This is a genomic window from Streptomyces panacea (genome assembly GCF_040560175.1).
Lineage (GTDB): Bacteria > Actinomycetota > Actinomycetes > Streptomycetales > Streptomycetaceae > Streptomyces > Streptomyces panacea.
The window spans coordinates 1-17,980 of sequence record NZ_JARJHW010000070.1 but is presented as its reverse complement, the minus strand read 5'-3'; the positions used below and the strand labels follow the sequence as shown (position 1 = coordinate 17,980).

Sequence of the window (17,980 nt, the reverse complement as noted above, 5' to 3'; positions counted from 1 at the left end):
GACGGCGGATCGAGGAACACGGATCGCGGAACGTAGCAGGGGCGGGGCGATGGAGCAGACACACACCAGCCAGAACGGGGTCGCGGCCACTCCCGGCGCGCAGCGCCGGGTGCTCGTGGTCGAGGACGACGCGACGATCGTGGACGCCATCGCGGCCCGGCTGCGTGCCGAGGGCTTCGTCGTCCAGACGGCGGTCGACGGCCCGGCCGCCGTGGACGCCGCCGAGGCGTGGCAGCCGGATCTGATGGTCCTCGACGTGATGCTGCCCGGCTTCGACGGTCTGGAGGTCTGCCGCCGCGTCCAGGCGCAGCGTCCGGTGCCGGTGCTGATGCTGACGGCGCGCGACGACGAGACCGACATGCTCGTGGGGCTCGGTGTCGGGGCCGACGACTACATGACCAAGCCGTTCTCGATGCGGGAGCTGGCGGCGCGCGTGCATGTACTGCTGCGCCGCGTGGAGCGCGCGGCGCTGGCCGCCGTGACGCCGCGCAGCGGGATCCTGCGCCTCGGCGAGCTGGAGATCGACCACGCGCAGCGCCGGGTGCGCGTGCGCGGCGAGGACGTCCATCTGACACCCACCGAGTTCGACCTGCTGGTCTGCCTGGCGAACACACCGCGCGCCGTGCTCTCGCGGGAGCAGCTGCTGGCCGAGGTGTGGGACTGGGCGGACGCCTCGGGCACCCGTACGGTCGACAGCCACATCAAGGCGCTGCGCCGGAAGATCGGCGCCGAGCGGATCCGTACGGTGCACGGTGTGGGATACGCCCTGGAGACACCGGCGCCATGAGCCGGTCGCCGGGCGGCAGGGGCGAGCGGGACGAGGTCCCGGAACGTACGGACCGCGGCGGCCGTACGCCGCGCCCGGCGCGCGCTGCCCGCCCGTCCCGTACGGGCGCGCCCCGGCCGGCCGGGGGCGGCACCGGCGGCGGGCACGGTCCCGCGCGGAAGGGCCCGGCCAGGATCAGGGCGGGACACGGGTCTCTCGGCGGGCACGGTGGGGTGGACGGCGGCGGTCTGCGGCCGTTCTCCATCAAGACGAAGCTCGGCATGCTCGTCGTGGTCTCCGTGCTCATCACCACGGGCCTGCTGATGGTGGCGCTGCGCACCGAGACCGAGCTGCGCTTCATCACGGTCTTCTCCATGATCGCGACGCTGTTGATAACGCAGTTCGTGGCGCACGGTCTGACGGCCCCGCTGGACGAGATGAACACCGTCGCGAAGGGCATCTCGCACGGTGACTACACACGGCGCGTGAGCGGCGCCGACCGCCGTGACGAGCTGGGCGACCTGGCCTCGACCATCAACCGCATGGCGGACGACCTGGAGGCCGTGGACCGGCACCGCAAGGAGCTGGTCGCCAACGTCTCGCACGAGCTGCGCACGCCGATCGCCGCGCTGCGCGCCGTACTGGAGAACGTGGTGGACGGTGTGTCCGCCGCCGACCCGGAGACGATGCGTACGGCGCTGAAGCAGACCGAGCGCCTGGGCAGGCTCGTCGAGACGCTGCTGGACCTCTCCCGGCTCGACAACGGCGTACTGCCGCTCAAGGCGCGGCGCTTCGAGGTGTGGCCGTATCTGTCCGGGGTGCTGAAGGAGGCCAATCTCGCGGCCTCGCAGCGCGCTCTCAGTTCCGGTTCGGGCAATCACACCCGTACGGACGTCCATCTGCATCTGGACGTGTCGCCGCCGGAGCTGACGGCGCACGCGGACGCGGAGCGGCTGCACCAGGTGGTGGCGAATCTCATCGACAACGCGGTCAAGCACAGCCCGCCGCACGGCCGGGTGACGGTGCGGGCGCGGCGCGGGCGCGGTCCCGAGTCGCTGGATCTGGAGATCCAGGACGAGGGGCCCGGTATCCCGGAGCCGGAGCGGCACCGGGTCTTCGAGCGCTTCAACCGGGGCAGCTCCCCGTCGCCGCACGGGCCGGGCAGTGACGGCGGTACGGGACTGGGGCTCGCGATCGCGAGTTGGGCGGTGGATCTGCACGGCGGACGCATCGGCGTGGCCGAATCCGTACGCGGGTGCCTCATCCAGGTGACACTTCCGGGAATCCCCCGGGCGCGGGGTTGACGTAGGGTTCGAACCGGAGGCACCGGAAGAGTCCGTTCCACGGGCATTCGGTCGGGTGCTGCCGACGCGGACCCCGTTCGGGGGCCGAAAAGGCGGCGTCAGCGACATGGTGCGTCCGCAGTTCCGAGGACAGCTCCAAGGAAACCTGGCTTGTTTCCCGCCAATTCCTGCGCCGAAACCCGCCTTCCGGTGTGACTTGCATGACGTTGCCCCCGCCCGGTCTGCTCCTCTCGGTCCGGTAGGCGTAGCCTTGATTCCCGCTGTCCATCACCTTGTGAAGCGGAAGAGGGCGGTTGCCGCCGTGTCGTCTCAGTCCCCCAGTAACTCAAGCGTCTCGACCGACCGAACGGGGCAGGAAAAGAATCCTGCCGCCGCCTTCGGGCCGAATGAATGGCTCGTCGACGAGATCTACCAGCAGTACCTCCAGGACCCGAATTCGGTCGACCGTGCCTGGTGGGACTTCTTCGCCGACTACAAGCCGGGCAATACCGGTGCGGCGGACAAAACCCCGGAGCCCGCGGCGACATCCACCGCCGCGACATCCACCGCAGCCGCGGGGGCTGCGGTGAGCCCGGCACCGACCGCGCCGGCGGCCACGACCGCCACCGCCGCACCGGCTCCCGCCGCACCGGCGAAGCCCGTGGCAGCCGCTCCCGCGCAGGCCCAGGCCCCCAAGGCCGAGTCCCAGGCGCCGGCCGCCGCCCCCGCCGCTCCGGCACGGCCCGCCGCCGCGGCCCCCGCGCCGGCCAAGGCCGCGCCCGCCGCCAAGCCGGCCGCCGCCAGGCCCGCCGCCGAGCCGAAGCAGGAGCCGGCCGAGGAGCCCACGGGCCCCGAGTACGTGACGCTGCGCGGCCCGTCGGCCGCTGTCGCGAAGAACATGAACATGTCGCTGGAGGTGCCCACGGCCACGTCCGTGCGCGCCGTCCCGGTGAAGCTGCTCTTCGACAACCGCATCGTCATCAACAACCACCTGAAGCGGGCGCGCGGCGGCAAGATCTCCTTCACGCACCTCATCGGGTACGCGATGGTGCAGGCCATCAAGGCCATGCCGTCGATGAACTACTCCTTCACGGAGAAGGACGGCAAGCCCACCCTGGTCAAGCCGGAGCACATCAACTTCGGTCTCGCCATCGACCTGGTGAAGCCGAACGGCGACCGCCAGCTCGTCGTCGCCGGCATCAAGCAGGCCGAGACGCTCAACTTCTTCGAGTTCTGGCAGGCGTACGAGGACATCGTCCGCCGCGCCCGCACCAACAAGCTGACGATGGACGACTTCACCGGCGTCACCGTCTCGCTGACCAACCCGGGCGGCCTCGGCACGGTGCACTCCGTGCCGCGTCTGATGCCCGGTCAGTCGGTCATCATGGGCGTCGGCTCGATGGACTACCCGGCGGAGTTCCAGGGCACCTCGCAGGACACCCTGAACAAGCTGGGCATCTCCAAGGTCATGACGCTGACCTCCACGTACGACCACCGCGTCATCCAGGGCGCCGCCTCCGGCGAGTTCCTGCGGGTCGTCAGTCAACTGCTGCTCGGCGAGAACGAGTTCTACGACGAGATCTTCCAGTCGCTGCGGATCCCGTACGAGCCGGTCCGCTGGCTCAAGGACATCGACGCGTCGCACGACGAGGACGTCACGAAGCCCGCGCGGGTCTTCGAGCTGATCCACTCCTACCGGGTGCGCGGCCATGTCATGGCCGACACCGACCCGTTGGAGTACCGCCAGCGCAAGCACCCCGACCTGGACATCACCGAGCACGGCCTCACACTGTGGGACCTGGAGCGGGAGTTCGCGGTCGGCGGCTTCGCCGGCCAGTCGATGATGAAGCTGCGCGACATCCTGGGCGTGCTGCGCAACTCGTACTGCCGCACCACCGGCGTCGAGTTCATGCACATCCAGGACCCGAAGCAGCGCAAGTGGCTCCAGGACCGCATCGAGCGCTCCAACTCCAAGCCGGAGCGCGAGGAGCAGCTGCGGATCCTGCGCAGGCTCAACGCCGCCGAGGCGTTCGAGACGTTCCTCCAGACCAAGTACGTCGGCCAGAAGCGGTTCTCGCTGGAGGGCGGCGAGTCCGTCATCCCGCTGCTCGACGCGGTCATCGACTCGGCGGCCGAGTCGCGGCTCGACGAGGTCGTCATCGGCATGGCCCACCGCGGCCGGCTGAACGTCCTGGCGAACATCGTCGGCAAGTCGTACGCGCAGATCTTCCGCGAGTTCGAGGGCAACCTCGACCCGAAGTCGATGCACGGCTCCGGCGACGTGAAGTACCACCTGGGCGCCGAGGGCACCTTCACCGGTCTCGACGGCGAGCAGATCAAGGTGTCGCTGGCCGCGAACCCCTCGCACCTGGAGGCGGTCGACCCGGTCCTCGAAGGCATCGCGCGCGCCAAGCAGGACATCATCAACAAGGCGGGCACGGACTTCACCGTGCTGCCCGTCGCACTGCACGGCGACGCGGCCTTCGCGGGCCAGGGTGTGGTCGCCGAGACGCTCAACATGTCGCAGCTGCGCGGCTACCGCACCGGCGGCACGGTGCACGTGGTGATCAATAACCAGGTCGGCTTCACCGCCGCCCCGGAGGCGTCGCGCTCCTCGATGTACGCGACCGACGTCGCGCGCATGATCGAGGCGCCGATCATCCATGTCAACGGTGACGACCCGGAGGCGTGTGTCCGGGTGGCGCGGCTCGCGTTCGAGTTCCGCCAGACGTTCAACAAGGACGTCGTGATCGACCTCATCTGCTACCGCCGCCGCGGTCACAACGAGGGCGACAACCCGCAGTTCACCAACCCGCAGATGGTCACCCTGATCGACAAGAAGCGCTCGGTGCGCAAGCTCTACACCGAGTCGCTGATCGGTCGCGGCGACATCACGCTGGAAGAGGCCGAGCAGGCGCTCCAGGACTTCCAGGGCCAGTTGGAGAAGGTGTTCGCCGAGGTCCGCGAGGCCACGTCGCACCCGGCTCCGACCCATGTCCCGGACGCCCAGGCGGAGTTCCCGGTCGCGGTCACGACGGCCATCTCGCAGGAGGTCGTCAAGCGGATCGCCGAGTCCCAGGTCAACATCCCCGACCACATCACGGTGCACCCGCGGCTGATGCCGCAGATGCAGCGCCGTGCGGCGTCGGTGGAGGACGGCACGATCGACTGGGGCACCGGCGAGACGCTCGCCATCGGCTCGCTGCTGATGGAGGGCACCCCGGTCCGGCTGTCGGGCCAGGACACCCGCCGCGGCACGTTCGGCCAGCGCCACGCGGTGCTGGTGGACCAGGAGACCGGCGAGGACTACACCCCGCTGCTCTACCTGGGCGAGGACCAGGCCCGTTACAACGTCTACGACTCGCTGCTGAGCGAGTACGCGGCGATGGGCTTCGAGTACGGCTACTCGCTGGCCCGCCCGGAGTCGCTGGTCATGTGGGAGGCCCAGTTCGGCGACTTCGTCAACGGGGCGCAGACCGTCGTCGACGAGTTCATCTCCTCGGCGGAGCAGAAGTGGGGCCAGACCTCGGGCGTCACGCTGCTGCTGCCGCACGGCTACGAGGGCCAGGGCCCGGACCACTCGTCCGCGCGCCCCGAGCGCTTCCTCCAGATGTGCGCGCAGAACAACATGACGGTCGCGATGCCGACCCTGCCGTCGAACTACTTCCACCTGCTGCGCTGGCAGGTCCACAACCCGCACCACAAGCCGCTCGTCGTCTTCACCCCGAAGCTGCTGCTGCGGCTGAAGGCGGCGACGTCGAAGATCGAGGAGTTCACCACCGGCGGTTTCCGCCCGGTGATCGGCGACTCGATGGCCGAGGCGGGCACGATCAATCCGACGGACGTCCGCAAGGTCGTCTTCTGCGCGGGCAAGGTCTACTACGACCTGGACGCCGAGCGGCAGAAGCGCGGGCTGACGGACACGGTGGTCATCCGGCTGGAGCGGCTGTACCCGCTGCCGGGCGCGGAGCTCCAGGCGGAGATCGCGAAGTACCCGAACGCCGAGAAGTACCTGTGGGCGCAGGAGGAGCCGGCGAACCAGGGTGCGTGGCCGTTCATCGCGCTCAACCTGATCGACCACCTGGACCTGGCGGTCGGGGCCGACGTCCCGCACGAGGAGCGGCTGCGCCGTATCTCGCGGACCGCGTCCTCCTCGCCCGCTGTCGGTTCCGCGAAGCGGCACCAGGCGGAGCAGGCGCAGCTGTGCGCCGAGGTGTTCGACGCCTGACCCGAGGCAGTGACGTAGTACGTACGAGGGCCCGGCACCGCGCGGAAGCGGTGCCGGGCCCTCGTACGTGCGCGACGCGGTGTGCTCAGCCCAGATACGGCTCGAAGTCCCAGTAGGGCCGCACCCGTTGGCGTGCCGACAGCGTGTGCTGGTGCTGCGCGCCCATCGTGCGCGTCAACTTCTGGAGCGCGTCCTCCTCGACCTTGTCGGCCTCCTCGCGCTGCTGGAGCGCCCGCAGATCGGCCGCGAGCGCCGTCTGGCTGGAGAGGGTCAGCGGATGGTCGTCGCCGAGCGCGGCACGCGAGCGCCGCAGCGTCTCCCTGCTCAGCTCGGCGGCCTCCTCCAGACGGCCGGTGAGATTCCGCCCGCCCGCCGCGTTCAGCGCGCAGCCCAGCGTCCACGGGTGGTCGTCGCCGAGCAGGGTGCGCAGACCGGTCAGCGCCTGCTCGAAGAGGACGAGCGCGCCGTCCCTGTTCCCCTCGGCCTGCATGAGGAGGCCCACGTTGGACTGCATGCCGGTCGGTACGGGGTGGGCCTGGCCGACCAGGGTGCGGTAGGCGTCGTCCGCCTCGACGAGGAGGGCCTTGGCCCTGCCCAGATCGCCGTACACCCGCAGGTAGTTGGCGTAGTCGGTGACGAGCATCAGGTTGTTGTGGTGGCCCTTGCCGTTCACACGCTCGTGGCGGGCGAGCAGGTCGGCCATCATCGGACCGATGTCCTCGCCCTGGGACCCCGCCCTGCGCTTGCACAGGATGAGGTTGTGCTGCGCCCACAGCGTCTGCGGGTGCCGCTCGCCGAGGACCTGGATCTGGGTCCGCACGATCAACTCCTGGCGAGCCAGGGCGTCGTGGTAGCGGCCGAGGAGCCGCAGGTCGCGGGCGCAGGCATTGCCCGAGTGCAGTGTGTCGGAGTGCCGGGCGCGCAGGACCGCCTCGCGTTTGCGGAGCGTGTCGAGGTCGGTCTCGTATGCCTTCTCGTACTGGCCGAGGAGCCGCAGGACCACGCCCAGGTTGTGCTGGGCGTGAAGAGTGGTCCACTCGTCGGCGCCGCGAAGCTCCCGGCCGACGTCGACGACGTCCCGCTGGAGCCGGAACGACTCCGGATAGCGGCCCAGGAACCGCAGGTCGGAGCTGAGTCCGCTGTTGGCCGTCATCAGCCTGACCGGGTCGGGCTCCGACTGAGCCAGCAGCAGGTCGAGGACCGCGCTGTCCCGGTCGTACGCCTCGTGGAACCGGCCGCTCGCCCGCAGCATCACCGTGGTCTGGGCGGTCAGCTCCAGCATGTACTCGGAGTCGGGCGCGAACAGGCCGGCCCACTTCTCCCTGACCCGCCTGGCCAGGTCCATGCCCACCGTGTACTCGCCGCTGTTGTAGCAGTACTCCAGGCAGTTGAGGACGAGCTGGATCGTGCGCGGGTGGGTGCTCTCCAGCGAGCCCGAGGTTTCGAGCTGCGGCAGGATCTCGGCGTACCGGGGCCACTGCCTGCTGTCGGAGGGCTCACCGGGGTCGCTGCCGACGAGGACCTGACGGACCACGGCGCGGTGGATCTCGCGGTCGTCCCCGGCGGTGAGCCGACTGACGATGCCGTGCACGACGCGGTGCATATGGACGGACTCCTGGCGGGGGCCCCCGTCGTGGCCGGCCGACACGGACGGGCTCCGCGAATCCTTGGTGATGACGGAGTAGTTGGCGAGGGTGTCCAGCGCGCGCGGCCAGTCGGGGCTGTTGTCGGCGATCCAGCGCAGCTGCTCGGGGAGATCCGCGGGGGTCATGCCGCGGACGAGTCCGATGGGGATGCGGCCGGGTGCGAAGCAGGCGCAGAGCTTGAGGAGTTCGAGGGCGCGCGGCTCGGAATCGCGGACCCGGTTGAGGAGCATCGACCAGGAGGTGAGCGAGGAGCTGGGGTAGTTGCCCAGCTCGGAGACCTCGTCCAGGGGGTTGATCTCACCGCTGTGGACCTTGTCGAGGTATTCCGGTACGGGCATCCGCATCTCACCGAGGAGCGCCGCCGCGTGCGCCATCTGGAGCGGCAGGTCCTGGAACTCGGCGGCGACCTCGTCGGCCTCGCGCGCCGTGATGTGCGGGGCCCTGCGCATCAGATAGCCGGTCGACTCGGCACGGCGGAAGACGGGCACCTCCACGACGTCGCCCATGCTGCGCCAGCCGTGGTTGCGGGAGGTGATCAGGACATGGCCGGTGCCGCCCTGGGGCAGCATGCGGGCGGCCTCCTCCACGTCCTCCCAGCCGTCGAAGATCAGCAGCCAGCGGGTGTGCGGATCGCCGCGGCGCAGCGCGTCGCGCACGGCGCGGATCCGCTCGCCGGGCTCGGAGCCGCTGCGCAGTCCGAGCGCCGGTGCCAGCTCGCCGAACCGGTCGCGCTGGGTGCCGCGCTGGTCGGAGTTGACCCACCACACGACGTCGTAGTCCGGCATGAAGCGGTGCGCGTACTCCGCGGCGAGCTGGGTCTTGCCGATGCCCGCCATTCCCACCAGCGCGCAGACGGACGCGCCCGGCTCGACGTCGGAGAGCGATTCCTGAACCCGGTTGAGCAGTTCGTCGCGCCCGGTGAAGCGGTTGTTGCGGCGCGGCACCTCGCCCCAGACGGCGGGCGCGTCGCTGGGGTAGCGGGAGTCGGGGGGCGCCGTGTCGGCGCGCAACGTGGCCGGGTCGAGGGAGAGGCGGGCCAACAGGCGCCGCTCGGCCTCCTGTTCGCCGATGCCCCACAGGTCGACCGGTTCCAGGACGGCGGTGGCGGGCAGCAGTGAGCGGTTGGTGAGGTTGACGGCGGCGAACCGGTCGGCGTGCGCGGCGACGAAGCCGCGCAGGACGTCGTTCCACTCGCCCTCACGGCGCGGTCCGAGCTGGAAGAACCAGTCGCTGAGCACCAGCAGGACCCGGCCGCTGGCCAGCAGCAGATCGCCGAGGGCGTCCTCCAGGGGCTGTTCGCGGTCGGGGTCCCAGCGGTGCGACGTGACCCGGTGGCCGTGTGCTTCGAGCCGGCGCGCGATCCAGGTGGCCCAGGGCCGGTGATGGCCCGGGAAGGCGACCACGAAATGCTGGGACTCCTGATCGGGGCCGCCGTCCCCCGCCAGGTGCCGCTGAGCGACCATGCGCGCGTCTCCTCATCCATCCGTCGATCTGTGCCGTTCCCTGACGGCGCGTTAGATACGTTACCGAACGTCACCATCACCGGACAGGGAATCGGACAGTGCGTACGGGCTATTCGGGACCTGTCCGAGTGACGTCAGGTGCTGTTTCATCGATACGACGAAACGCGCCCCCTGCTCGGTGAGTTGGTGGCTGTCGAACAGGACGGGGAGCGCGTCGGCGACCTGTGCCCGGTACTCCTCGCGGCGGGTGCGGGCCGCCCGGCGGGCGGCCGGTGAGGCGCCGGGGCGCTCGGCGACGCGCGACCACAGGTCGGCGAGGGCGAGGTGCGCGTACGTCCCCTGGAGTACGCCGTCGAGGGGGCGCGGGTCCGCGCGCCACGCGACCCGGTGGACGGCCTCGCCGTCCGCGTGGTGCAGCGCGACGAGGTCCGCGAGGACGGCGAGTTTGCTGTGGGCGAGTTCATGGACGAGCACTTCGGCGAATCGCCGGGCGGTGTCGGGCAGCGCGGTGTGCACGGCCCACGGCGCGGCCCTGAGGGTGCCGCTGGACGCCCCTTCGGCGCCTTTGTCGACCGGTGCCATCGGGACCACGGACCGTACGAGCCGGGTGACTTCGGCGGCGCGCCACGGGTCCGCGGACTTCAGTAAGGAGACGGCGGCGCGCCAGCGGGTGAGCCAGAGGGCGCGGTCGGGCCGCCGCGTCACGTCCACCGCGGGGGCGTGTCCGGTGCCGAGGTCGTCGAGCCGGCCGGTGCTGCCCGGCAGCACGGCCAGGGACTGCCAGCCCGCCCCCGCCCCCCGGCCGTCGGGCCGCAGGAGTACGGAGCGGGCGGGGTGCCCCACGGGGGTGAGCAGCGTGCCGCGCGGGCCGGAGCGGATCCGTACGCGGGAGGCGCGGGCGTCGTGGACGCCGGTGCCGGGCAGGACGAGACGCCCGTCGGCGGTGGGCAGCACGGTGTCGAGCCGGGCTCCGGTGCGCAGGGCCGTGCCGACGGCGATCCCGCCGAGGGGGTGGAGTGCGGCGGCGAGGCCGTCCGGTCCGGGCGCGTTGAGGGCGTCCACGACCCAGCCGCCGACGGCGGGGTAGTCGAGGATCCTGCGGGCGGCGGCGGGCGCGGGTGACTCGGCGCGCGCCAGCAGGCCCCAGTCCCGGTCGAACGCGGCTCGGGCGTCCGCCGGCAGGCCGGCCCGCTCGACCCTGGCGAGGAGGGCTTTCAGCAGGACCAGCCGACGGCTGTGCAGGGCGGCCTGCAACAGGTCGATGTCGGATGTCCGCTGGCGGGTGGCGGCGAGCCGCACGAGGGCACCGGGCGGGACCGCGAGAGTCCCCGGCGACGGAGCCATTACCTCCGCTCCGCGCGGAGACTGGCCGAATCCCGCCGCCGGCCGGGCCGTTTCACTGCCCGTCTTTCCACAGATCGGTGAGCGAGTCGGGGCAGCGGAGCACGTCCTCGACGGCCGCTGTCAGCGCGGCGTCGTCCAGGCCCTGAAGGGTGCGCAGATCGACCCCGGTGAGATCGGGGAGCACAGGGCTGCCGGGAATCCCACTGACCTGCCCCGCGGATCCGGCCACACGTTGCTCCAGCACCCTCTGCTCCTCCCAGTACCCCCGATGCCCCCGACGCCCGGTGCTGAAAGTTCCGCCCGGCTCAGGGCGTGCGGCCCGCGCGGCGGGCGTGAGCCACGCCCGGTGGGCGGACGACGCTACTTTCACCACACGCCTCAGGAGGCGATGCCGTGAGGGTTGTACTTCCCGAGGGCCACGATTCGGAAACCCGTTCGCCACAGGGGGAGTTGGTGTTCCGGCCGTGCGACGTGACTTCGGGGACACACGGCGGGAGCGCATACCGGGCGCGTGGATGCATGCGCCGGTCGCGTACGCCCATGGGCGCTGAATCGCGCGCGTACGCGTGCGTGGGGCGTGTCCGCGGAGTCCCGCCCGGCCCGCGACGCCGCGGTGACCTCGATCGCCGCCGCGGCGGGCGGCGCCTCGCCGCGTCGTCGGCCGGCCACGTACGGCCGGGCCGTCGTCAACCCCGATCCGCCCGTGCGACGCACCGTACGAGCCGCCGCGGGCCCCGCCCCGCGGGCGGACGGCGCCACTTCGCGGACACTCCCCGAACCCGGTTCACCGGGACCCGCCGCTCAGTGCCCCAGCGCCGCCGCCCGCTCGCGGGTCGCCCGTGCCTCGTCCTCCGGGATCGGGGTGCCCTGTTCCGCCAGACGACGCCAATGGCGGTCCGCCGCGCGGTAGTCGGCCAGGGCCGCGAAGGGGCGTGCCATCCGCTCGTACAGTTCGCCTCGGCCGTGCAGGGCGCGGGCCGCCGTGAGCGAGGGCGGTTCGGTGATCTCGCGCAGCGCCCGCCCGTAGTCCGACTCCACCGTGGCGAGGTGCGACTCCGGATCCGGCAGGTCCAGCCGCGCGCCGGCCAGCGTCAGCCAGGAGAGGGCCCGGGTGGCCGGGTCGGCGGCGCGGCGCGCCGAGAGCTCCAGGAGGTGGCACCCCTCGTAGACGTCGGGCAGGAAGCCGCCGCCCGCGCGGTCGTCGCGGTAGCGGTCCAGCAGGGCCGTACCGAGCAGCAGATGGAGGCGCCAGCGGAGCGGGGCCTTGGACGAGACATTCCTGAGGGCCTCGCGCAGGATGCCCTCCGCGCGGTCCGGACGGCCGGTCTCGTTGAGCAGCATCTCGCCCCATTCGGCGAGGAGTTCGCACCGGACGGGGCTGTCACGCGGTTCGTTCCGCTCCGCCTGCCGGTACGCGGTCGCCGCCGCCTCCCGGTCCCCCGTCTCGCGGTGGATCCGGGCCCGCTCGCGCCGGGCGCGCAGCAGCAGCGGGGCGCTGTCCCCCGCCGCCGACTCGGCCGCGTCCGTCAGGGTGAGCAGTTCCGCGGTGTCGCGCTCGCGCGTCAGCCGCAGGGCGGCCACGAGGTCGAGGAGCGCGCCGGCGCGGCGGTGCGGGGGCGCCTCCAGGTCGTCCAACAGGGCGAGCGCGGTACGCAGTTCCGTTACGGAGGCGGTGGCGGGCTCCTCCCGTTCGGGCACCGTCCCGGCGAGGTCGAGCAGGACCCGGCCCATCCGCAGGCGACGGGCCGTCTCCGTGGCGAGGTCTCCCTCGTCGGGCAGCTCGGCCAGCCCGGCCACCGCCGCGTACAGCCACCGGGTGTCGCCGTCCTGGCGCCACAGTTCGTGCCGGACGTCCGCGCGGGCGACCGCCGTCGCCGCCTCGTGTCCGGTGAGCAGCCCCTCGGCGCGCACCAGCAGCCGGTGCGCCTCCTCGGGATCGCGGCGCGCCTCCGCCGTGTTGGCGCGGGCGAACAACACCCGCCCCAGCAGATGCCGTGCGCGCCCGTCGCCGTCGGCGGCCAGCGCCGCCTCGGCGAGCGCCTGCGCGTCGAAGAGCATCTGCCGGTCGCGCCGGTCGCGCCACAGCCCGAGCAGCCGCTCCACCTCGTCCAGCCTGCCGGGCACCGGCCGTACGGGCTGGTACCAGCGCACCACCCGCGCGGGGACCTGCGCGAACAGCTCCTCGTCGGCCTGCGGCCCGCCGTCGGGGTCCTCCGGCACCGTCGGCTGGCCCGCCTCCTGCCCCTGGAGGCGGGCGACGGCCAGCGCCGGGAAGTTGCGCATGCCCTTGCCGAAGCGCCGGGTGACGTACTCCGACAGGTATTTGAGAACCAGTTCGGCGGCGCCCCGGTCGAGCATCTCCAGCAGCAGTTCGCGTACGCCGGGCGCGAAGTCGTAGCGCGGTCCCGGCACGTCGACGGTGTCGGGCAGCCGCTCCAGCAGTCCGCCGAGGAGCACTTCGGCCAGTTGCATGGGGCCGGTGTCGGGGAGCAGCGCCTCCTGGACGAGCTGCATGACGGGCAGGTAGAGCGGTACGGCCGCCAGATGCACGGCGAGTTCGAGTGCGCCGGGCGACGCGCCGGAGCGGAAGTCGCGCAGCCGCGCCTGCGGGGTGCGCGCCCCTCCGTAGGGCCCCGACGCGGGCTGCGCCGGGTGCTGCGGCAGCACCCAGGCCGCCGCGCCGCGCATCGTACGGGTGCCGGTGCCGCCGAGCAGTTGGGCCCAGCCGCCGAGGACCCGGTCGGTCGGCAGCAGGACCGGCACCGGCAGGGCGCCGGCGGGCGGCTCCGCGCGGCCGTGCCTCTCGTCGGCGACGAACCGCATGCCGCGCCCCACGCCGGGCTCGTGCACGAGCATCCCGGGATCGGCGGGCAGCGCCGTACGGTCCCACAGGCGCGGCGGCAGCGGCTGGACGACGGCGATCTGGGAGACCTCGGCCCAGCGGTACAGCAGCCGCTGGGCGCCGCCGGACTGCCACAGCGGGCCCACGCAGTCGCTGATGACGAGGGTGAGCCGGCGGCCGGTGACGTCGCGGTGCTGGTCGGCGGGGCGCAGCCGGGTCTGGTGCGGGTCGGGTCCGGTACCGGCCATCGCGGAACCGTCCGGCCCCTGGTGCAGATAGTGCACCTGGACGTCGCGGAAGGCGCCGAGCCGTTCGCAGGCCTGCCGGAGCCGTTCCAGGGTCAGTTGCCACACGGACGCGGTCGGGGAGGCGTCCATCAGGAGCTGGATCTCCGCCTCCCGGTGCGCGGCCGGGCGGCGTACGGGACGCAGGAAGCCGTCGGCGGCGCTACGCTCGGCGGTCGCCTCCTCGTCCAGTTCCGCACCGAGGATGGGCGGGACGGGCGGGCGGTAGCCGCGCAGAGGTCGCAGCGCGCGTTGCAGGCCGAGCAGGCCGGAGAGGGCTCCGGTGGCGGGGGCCCGTATCGAGAAGGACCGGGTCGGGACGGCGTCGGCGCCGGACGGCGCGTAGAGCGAGACGGGCGCGGTGTGTTCGGCGCTGCGGGGCGGGGGTCCTGGCCGGTGCTCCGGCTCGTCGGCGGACGGCCGGACGGCGTCGTCGGACCCGGGCGGCCGGGTGGGCGGAGGTTCATGATGCTCCGGACGATCCCCTGTCCGCGGCTGCGGGGTCGTCAGACGCGCCAGCCACACGGCCTCGGCCAGCTCTCTGGCCGACACCTCGCGGCCCGCCGCGCGCAGCCGGCCGACCAGCTCCGCCAGCCCGTCGGGTCCGGGGGACGGTCCTGCGGACGAGCCGGCGGGCTGCCGTCCGAACGGTCCGTCGGACGGTCCGGAAGGGCGAGCGGCGTGCGGGCGGGGCGTGTCTCCGGTGGGCGGGTCGGGGGTGGTCATCCGCTATCACCTCGGACGGTCGAGAGGGCGGAGCAGCATCTCGGCGAGCCTGTTGCGGGTGACCTGTTCGGCGTAGGCCGCCCGCTGGGTCACGTACAGCGCGTTCAGCAGCTGGTCGGTGGCGACGACCTCGCCGGGCTCGCGCTGGAGGAACCGCTCGATCAGCTCGGCGCCCTCCTCCAGGGCCTCCTCGCCCAGATGCGCCGCGACCATCGCGGCGAGCTGTTTCTCACCGGGCGGTTTGAGGTCGAGCTGGATGCAGCGGCGCAACAGCGCAGCGGGGAAGTCCCGTTCACCGTTTGAGGTGAGGATGATGAAGGGGAAGGCGGTGCACCGTACCCGGCCGCCCGTCACGGTCGCCGGTGTCCCGTCGTCGGTGAGGACGTCGGTCGCCGGCTCGCGCTCGACGCGCCGCTCCAGCTCGCGGATCGTGAACTCGCCCTCCTCCAGGACGTTCAGGAGGTCGTTCGGCAGGTCGATGTCGCTCTTGTCGAACTCGTCGATGAGCAGCACCCGGGGCAGTCCGTCGGCCGACGGCAGCAGGGCCGTACCGAGCGGGCCGAGCCTGATGTACGACCCGATGGGCGGCTGCCGCACGGCGTCGCCGGACACCGCCCGGTCGAGCTGTACGTCCTGGAGCCGGCCGATCGCGTCGTAGTGGTAGAGGCCGTCCTGGAGGGTGGTACGGCTGACGATGGGCCAGCGCAGCACGCGGCCGAGCCGCAGTTCGTGGGCGACGGCGTGCGCGAGCGTCGACTTGCCGGTGCCGGGATTGCCGGTGACGAGCAGCGGACGCCGCAGTTGGAGCGCGGCGTTGACCGCCTCGACCTCTTCGGGGCGCGGGTGGAAGGACTCCACCAGGCGGCGTTTGACGCCCAGCCGACGGGCGTTGTCCACCTCTTCGGAGTCCGGCCCGTCCGGCGTACCGTCCGCGCCGTCGAGGCCGTCCGCGCCCGCCGCGCCGTCGGGGCTTCGCGCGGTGAACTCCCGCCAGGGGGGCGGGTCCGGTAATTGCCGCGCACCGTCGTGCGGCAGCCCCGCTCCCCGGTAGATGCGCCAGTCGCTCACAGTAGGCTCCTCATCGATGTCTGCCCGGCGTGTGCCCGGCATCCTGGACGTCCGTACCCCGCCTGGCCGTCCGTACCCCGTCCGCAGCAGGTGAGTTGGGGGCATGCGTCTGTCATAGCGGTGGGGCGTGCAGTGGTTCGTCGGGAAGCGCCGGCCTGTGTGGCGGATCGTAGATGAGGACGATGTGCCGTGCCCAGGCCGTGTCCTGATCGGCCCGGCCGTCCCGGTCGGGCCCGGCGCTGAGGTTGCGCAGAACCCGCACGCGCTCGCGCAGCGCGCTGCCGGTGGGGGCCTCGCGCACCAACTGGGCGGCCCTGCGGTAGAACTCCGCGCAGTCGTCGTGTCCGTCCTCGCCGGTGCGGCGGCACAGGACCGCGACATGGCCGGCGTGGAAGGCGCGGGTGAGGACGCGTGAGCCGCGCCCGGTGGCCGTACTCGCGCAGTACACCGGCAGGGACGCGCCCGCGATGCCCGCCGTGCTCACCGACAGCCGCGCGTACGCCGCCTCCTCGCCCTCGGGCGCGGCGGCGGCGTGCCCCCGGTCCGGCACGTCCAGACAGAGCGGTACGGCTTCCAGCGGCCCGCGGTCGGTGGCGCGTCTGCCGCGGTTCCACTCCGGGGTCACGCCGTCGCGCCGGCGCAACTGGTCGCGCAGGGCGACGACTCGGCGCCGTCCGATCGGGAGCGTGTGCACGCTGGGCGGTTCGTCGGCGCGCGGCAGCCGGGAGCGCCATTCGTCGACGGGCTCGTCGAAGAGGGCGCGGGGCAGCAGGAAGTCGACCGCCGCGACGTAACTCCCGGCGTCGGCGCGGGCCAGCGCCTCGCTCAGACCCTGGCGTACGGCGGCCTCCAGTCCGTCGCGCGGGACGCCCTCCTCGTCGTACCGGACGGTGGTCGTGCCGCCGTCGGGGTCCAGCAGCTGCACGCGCCAGGGGTGGGTGCCGTATATCTCGGGCTCGATGACGACGAGGACGTCGTCATGGGCGGCCTCAAGTCCCCGGCCCACGACCGCGCCGTCGTCATCGTCGTCGCGGTCGCCGCCGGCGAGGATCTCCAGGGTCTCCTCACGGATCACCTCGTTCTCCAACGCGTCGGCGGCCTTGTGGACCCAGTCACGGAGCTTCTGGGCGCCGGGGCTGTCGCGCCGTGCGCGCAGGGTCAGATAGACCATCGCCGCGTACAGGACCACGCCTTCCTGTTCGAGGTCCTGCCCCGCCTGAGCGCTTTCGGTGCCCTCGCGCGGGTCGTGGAGCAGCCCCGCGCCCTCACGCCAGGTGCGCGGGTCGTTGGACTCGATGCGCTGCGTGCTGCGCAGCATCCGGCGGCTCGCGCCGTTCACGAGATGCAGCACCTCGCCGGGCCCCGAGGGCGCCTCGACGTCGGCGAACAGCCCGTACAGCTGGGTGCGCGACTGCGGCGTGAAGCTGTGCGGCCGGCCCTGGGCCAGCGCGAGGCGGTTGTGGAGGCGCGGCCAGCAGTCACCGCGGCCCTCGAACCGCCGCAGATGGTGCCGGTCGTGGGCGCCGACGACCTCCGCCCACGGGGAGCCGGCCACCTCGTCGCCGAGGGTGCGCAGCACGGTGATGGACTCGGCGCGGCCGAGGGTGGCGTCGCCCTGTTTCTTGCCCTTGATGACACCGACGACCGATCCGTACCGGGTGTCGACGACGGGGCCGCCCGAACAACCGGGCAGCACCAGGGCGCTCTTGAGCCACAACGCCTTGCCCTGGCGTCCGCCGGTCGCGATCGCCGTCGTGGAGACGAACTCCTCGGCGCCGTGCGCCCCCAGTGTCGCCGCCCAGCCGAACAGCGCGACCTCGGCGGGTGTGGCAGCCGAACGGTCGCTGAGCCAGAGGCAGTCGGCGAAGTCGGCGCCCGGCACCCGCACGAGCGCGAGGTCGTGACCGGCCAGGACGTGGGCGATCTCGCCGTCCAGCCGCTCCTCGTCGTAGGTGGTGACCGTGACTGGGCCCCCTGGCTCCCGCTCCATCGCACCCACCCTCTTGTCCACGACATGTGCGCAGGTCACGACCCATTCGGGGGCGACGAAGAAGCCGCTTCCCCAGAAATCGGCACTGCCTGCGTCATACCCGTCGGCGGCTGGGCCGATGCGGACGACTCCCCGGCTCACGGGGTCTTCGAGGGAGCTCATGCGTCAACACATGGGGAGTACGAGGGCGTTGGCAGGGCGCGTCGTCGTCCTTCGCCCCGCGATCCGCAGACGGCCTGAGCGTCTTTCATCCGCACCCCGTTCCCCCGAAGTTGAGGCAAGTGGGACGAGGCTAGCCGGATGATCCCGAAGTGGGGAGTGGTTCCGGTCCCGGCGTGCC

At 72.3% G+C, this 17,980-nt stretch carries 9 protein-coding genes; 3 read left to right on the top strand and 6 right to left on the bottom strand.

The annotated features are described in order from the left end of the window. The first annotated feature begins 49 nt into the window (after nucleotides 1–49). From P3L51_RS18280 to P3L51_RS18270, 3 genes are all read left to right on the top strand, one after another. A complete protein-coding gene (locus P3L51_RS18280) occupies nucleotides 50–787 on the top strand; it encodes a response regulator transcription factor (RefSeq protein WP_023538700.1) in 738 nt (245 codons plus the stop codon). A gap of 260 nt (nucleotides 788–1,047) precedes the next feature. Continuing rightward, complete coding sequence (locus P3L51_RS18275) at nucleotides 1,048–2,070, top strand: HAMP domain-containing sensor histidine kinase (RefSeq protein WP_354606320.1); 1,023 nt, start codon at nucleotides 1,048–1,050, stop codon at nucleotides 2,068–2,070. Nucleotides 2,071–2,371: 301 nt separating this feature from the next. Next, on the top strand, nucleotides 2,372–6,277 hold the full coding sequence (locus tag P3L51_RS18270) for a multifunctional oxoglutarate decarboxylase/oxoglutarate dehydrogenase thiamine pyrophosphate-binding subunit/dihydrolipoyllysine-residue succinyltransferase subunit (protein ID WP_354606309.1): 3,906 nt from the start codon (nucleotides 2,372–2,374) through the stop codon (nucleotides 6,275–6,277). Between the two features lie 85 nt (nucleotides 6,278–6,362). On the opposite strand, the gene fxsT is transcribed toward P3L51_RS18270, so the two are convergent. From fxsT to P3L51_RS18240, 6 genes are all read right to left on the bottom strand, one after another. Next, nucleotides 6,363–9,386: an FxSxx-COOH system tetratricopeptide repeat protein gene (gene fxsT, locus P3L51_RS18265; RefSeq protein WP_354606308.1), complete on the bottom strand. Its 3,024-nt coding sequence runs from the start codon at nucleotides 9,384–9,386 to the stop codon at nucleotides 6,363–6,365. 60 nt (nucleotides 9,387–9,446) lie between these two features. Next, nucleotides 9,447–10,730 (bottom strand): aKG-HExxH-type peptide beta-hydroxylase, encoded by a 1,284-nt coding sequence (locus tag P3L51_RS18260; protein WP_354606307.1) that lies wholly within the window; start codon nucleotides 10,728–10,730, stop codon nucleotides 9,447–9,449. A gap of 52 nt (nucleotides 10,731–10,782) precedes the next feature. After that, entirely contained in the window at nucleotides 10,783–10,974 is a 192-nt protein-coding gene (locus tag P3L51_RS18255) for an FxSxx-COOH-like cyclophane-containing RiPP peptide (RefSeq protein WP_354606306.1), read from the bottom strand. 557 nt (nucleotides 10,975–11,531) lie between these two features. Continuing rightward, entirely contained in the window at nucleotides 11,532–14,582 is a 3,051-nt protein-coding gene (locus tag P3L51_RS18250; RefSeq protein ID WP_354606305.1) for an SAV_2336 N-terminal domain-related protein, read from the bottom strand. A gap of 6 nt (nucleotides 14,583–14,588) precedes the next feature. Beyond that, nucleotides 14,589–15,650 (bottom strand): AAA family ATPase, encoded by a 1,062-nt coding sequence (locus P3L51_RS18245; protein WP_354606304.1) that lies wholly within the window; start codon nucleotides 15,648–15,650, stop codon nucleotides 14,589–14,591. 112 nt (nucleotides 15,651–15,762) lie between these two features. Then, complete coding sequence (locus tag P3L51_RS18240; RefSeq protein ID WP_354606303.1) at nucleotides 15,763–17,802, bottom strand: VMAP-C domain-containing protein; 2,040 nt, start codon at nucleotides 17,800–17,802, stop codon at nucleotides 15,763–15,765. Nucleotides 17,803–17,980: the final 178 nt, after the last annotated feature.

Excerpts from the sequence above, each read along its gene's own strand:
- P3L51_RS18280 (WP_023538700.1), top strand. The coding sequence starts at position 50 with ATGGAGCAGACACACACCAGCCAGAACGGGGTCGCGGCCACTCCCGGC.
- P3L51_RS18260 (WP_354606307.1), bottom strand. The coding sequence starts at position 10,730 with ATGGCTCCGTCGCCGGGGACTCTCGCGGTCCCGCCCGGTGCCCTCGTG.
- P3L51_RS18250 (WP_354606305.1), bottom strand. The coding sequence starts at position 14,582 with ATGACCACCCCCGACCCGCCCACCGGAGACACGCCCCGCCCGCACGCC.
- fxsT (WP_354606308.1), bottom strand. The coding sequence starts at position 9,386 with ATGGTCGCTCAGCGGCACCTGGCGGGGGACGGCGGCCCCGATCAGGAG.
- P3L51_RS18240 (WP_354606303.1), bottom strand. The coding sequence starts at position 17,802 with ATGAGCTCCCTCGAAGACCCCGTGAGCCGGGGAGTCGTCCGCATCGGC.
- P3L51_RS18275 (WP_354606320.1), top strand. The coding sequence starts at position 1,048 with ATGCTCGTCGTGGTCTCCGTGCTCATCACCACGGGCCTGCTGATGGTG.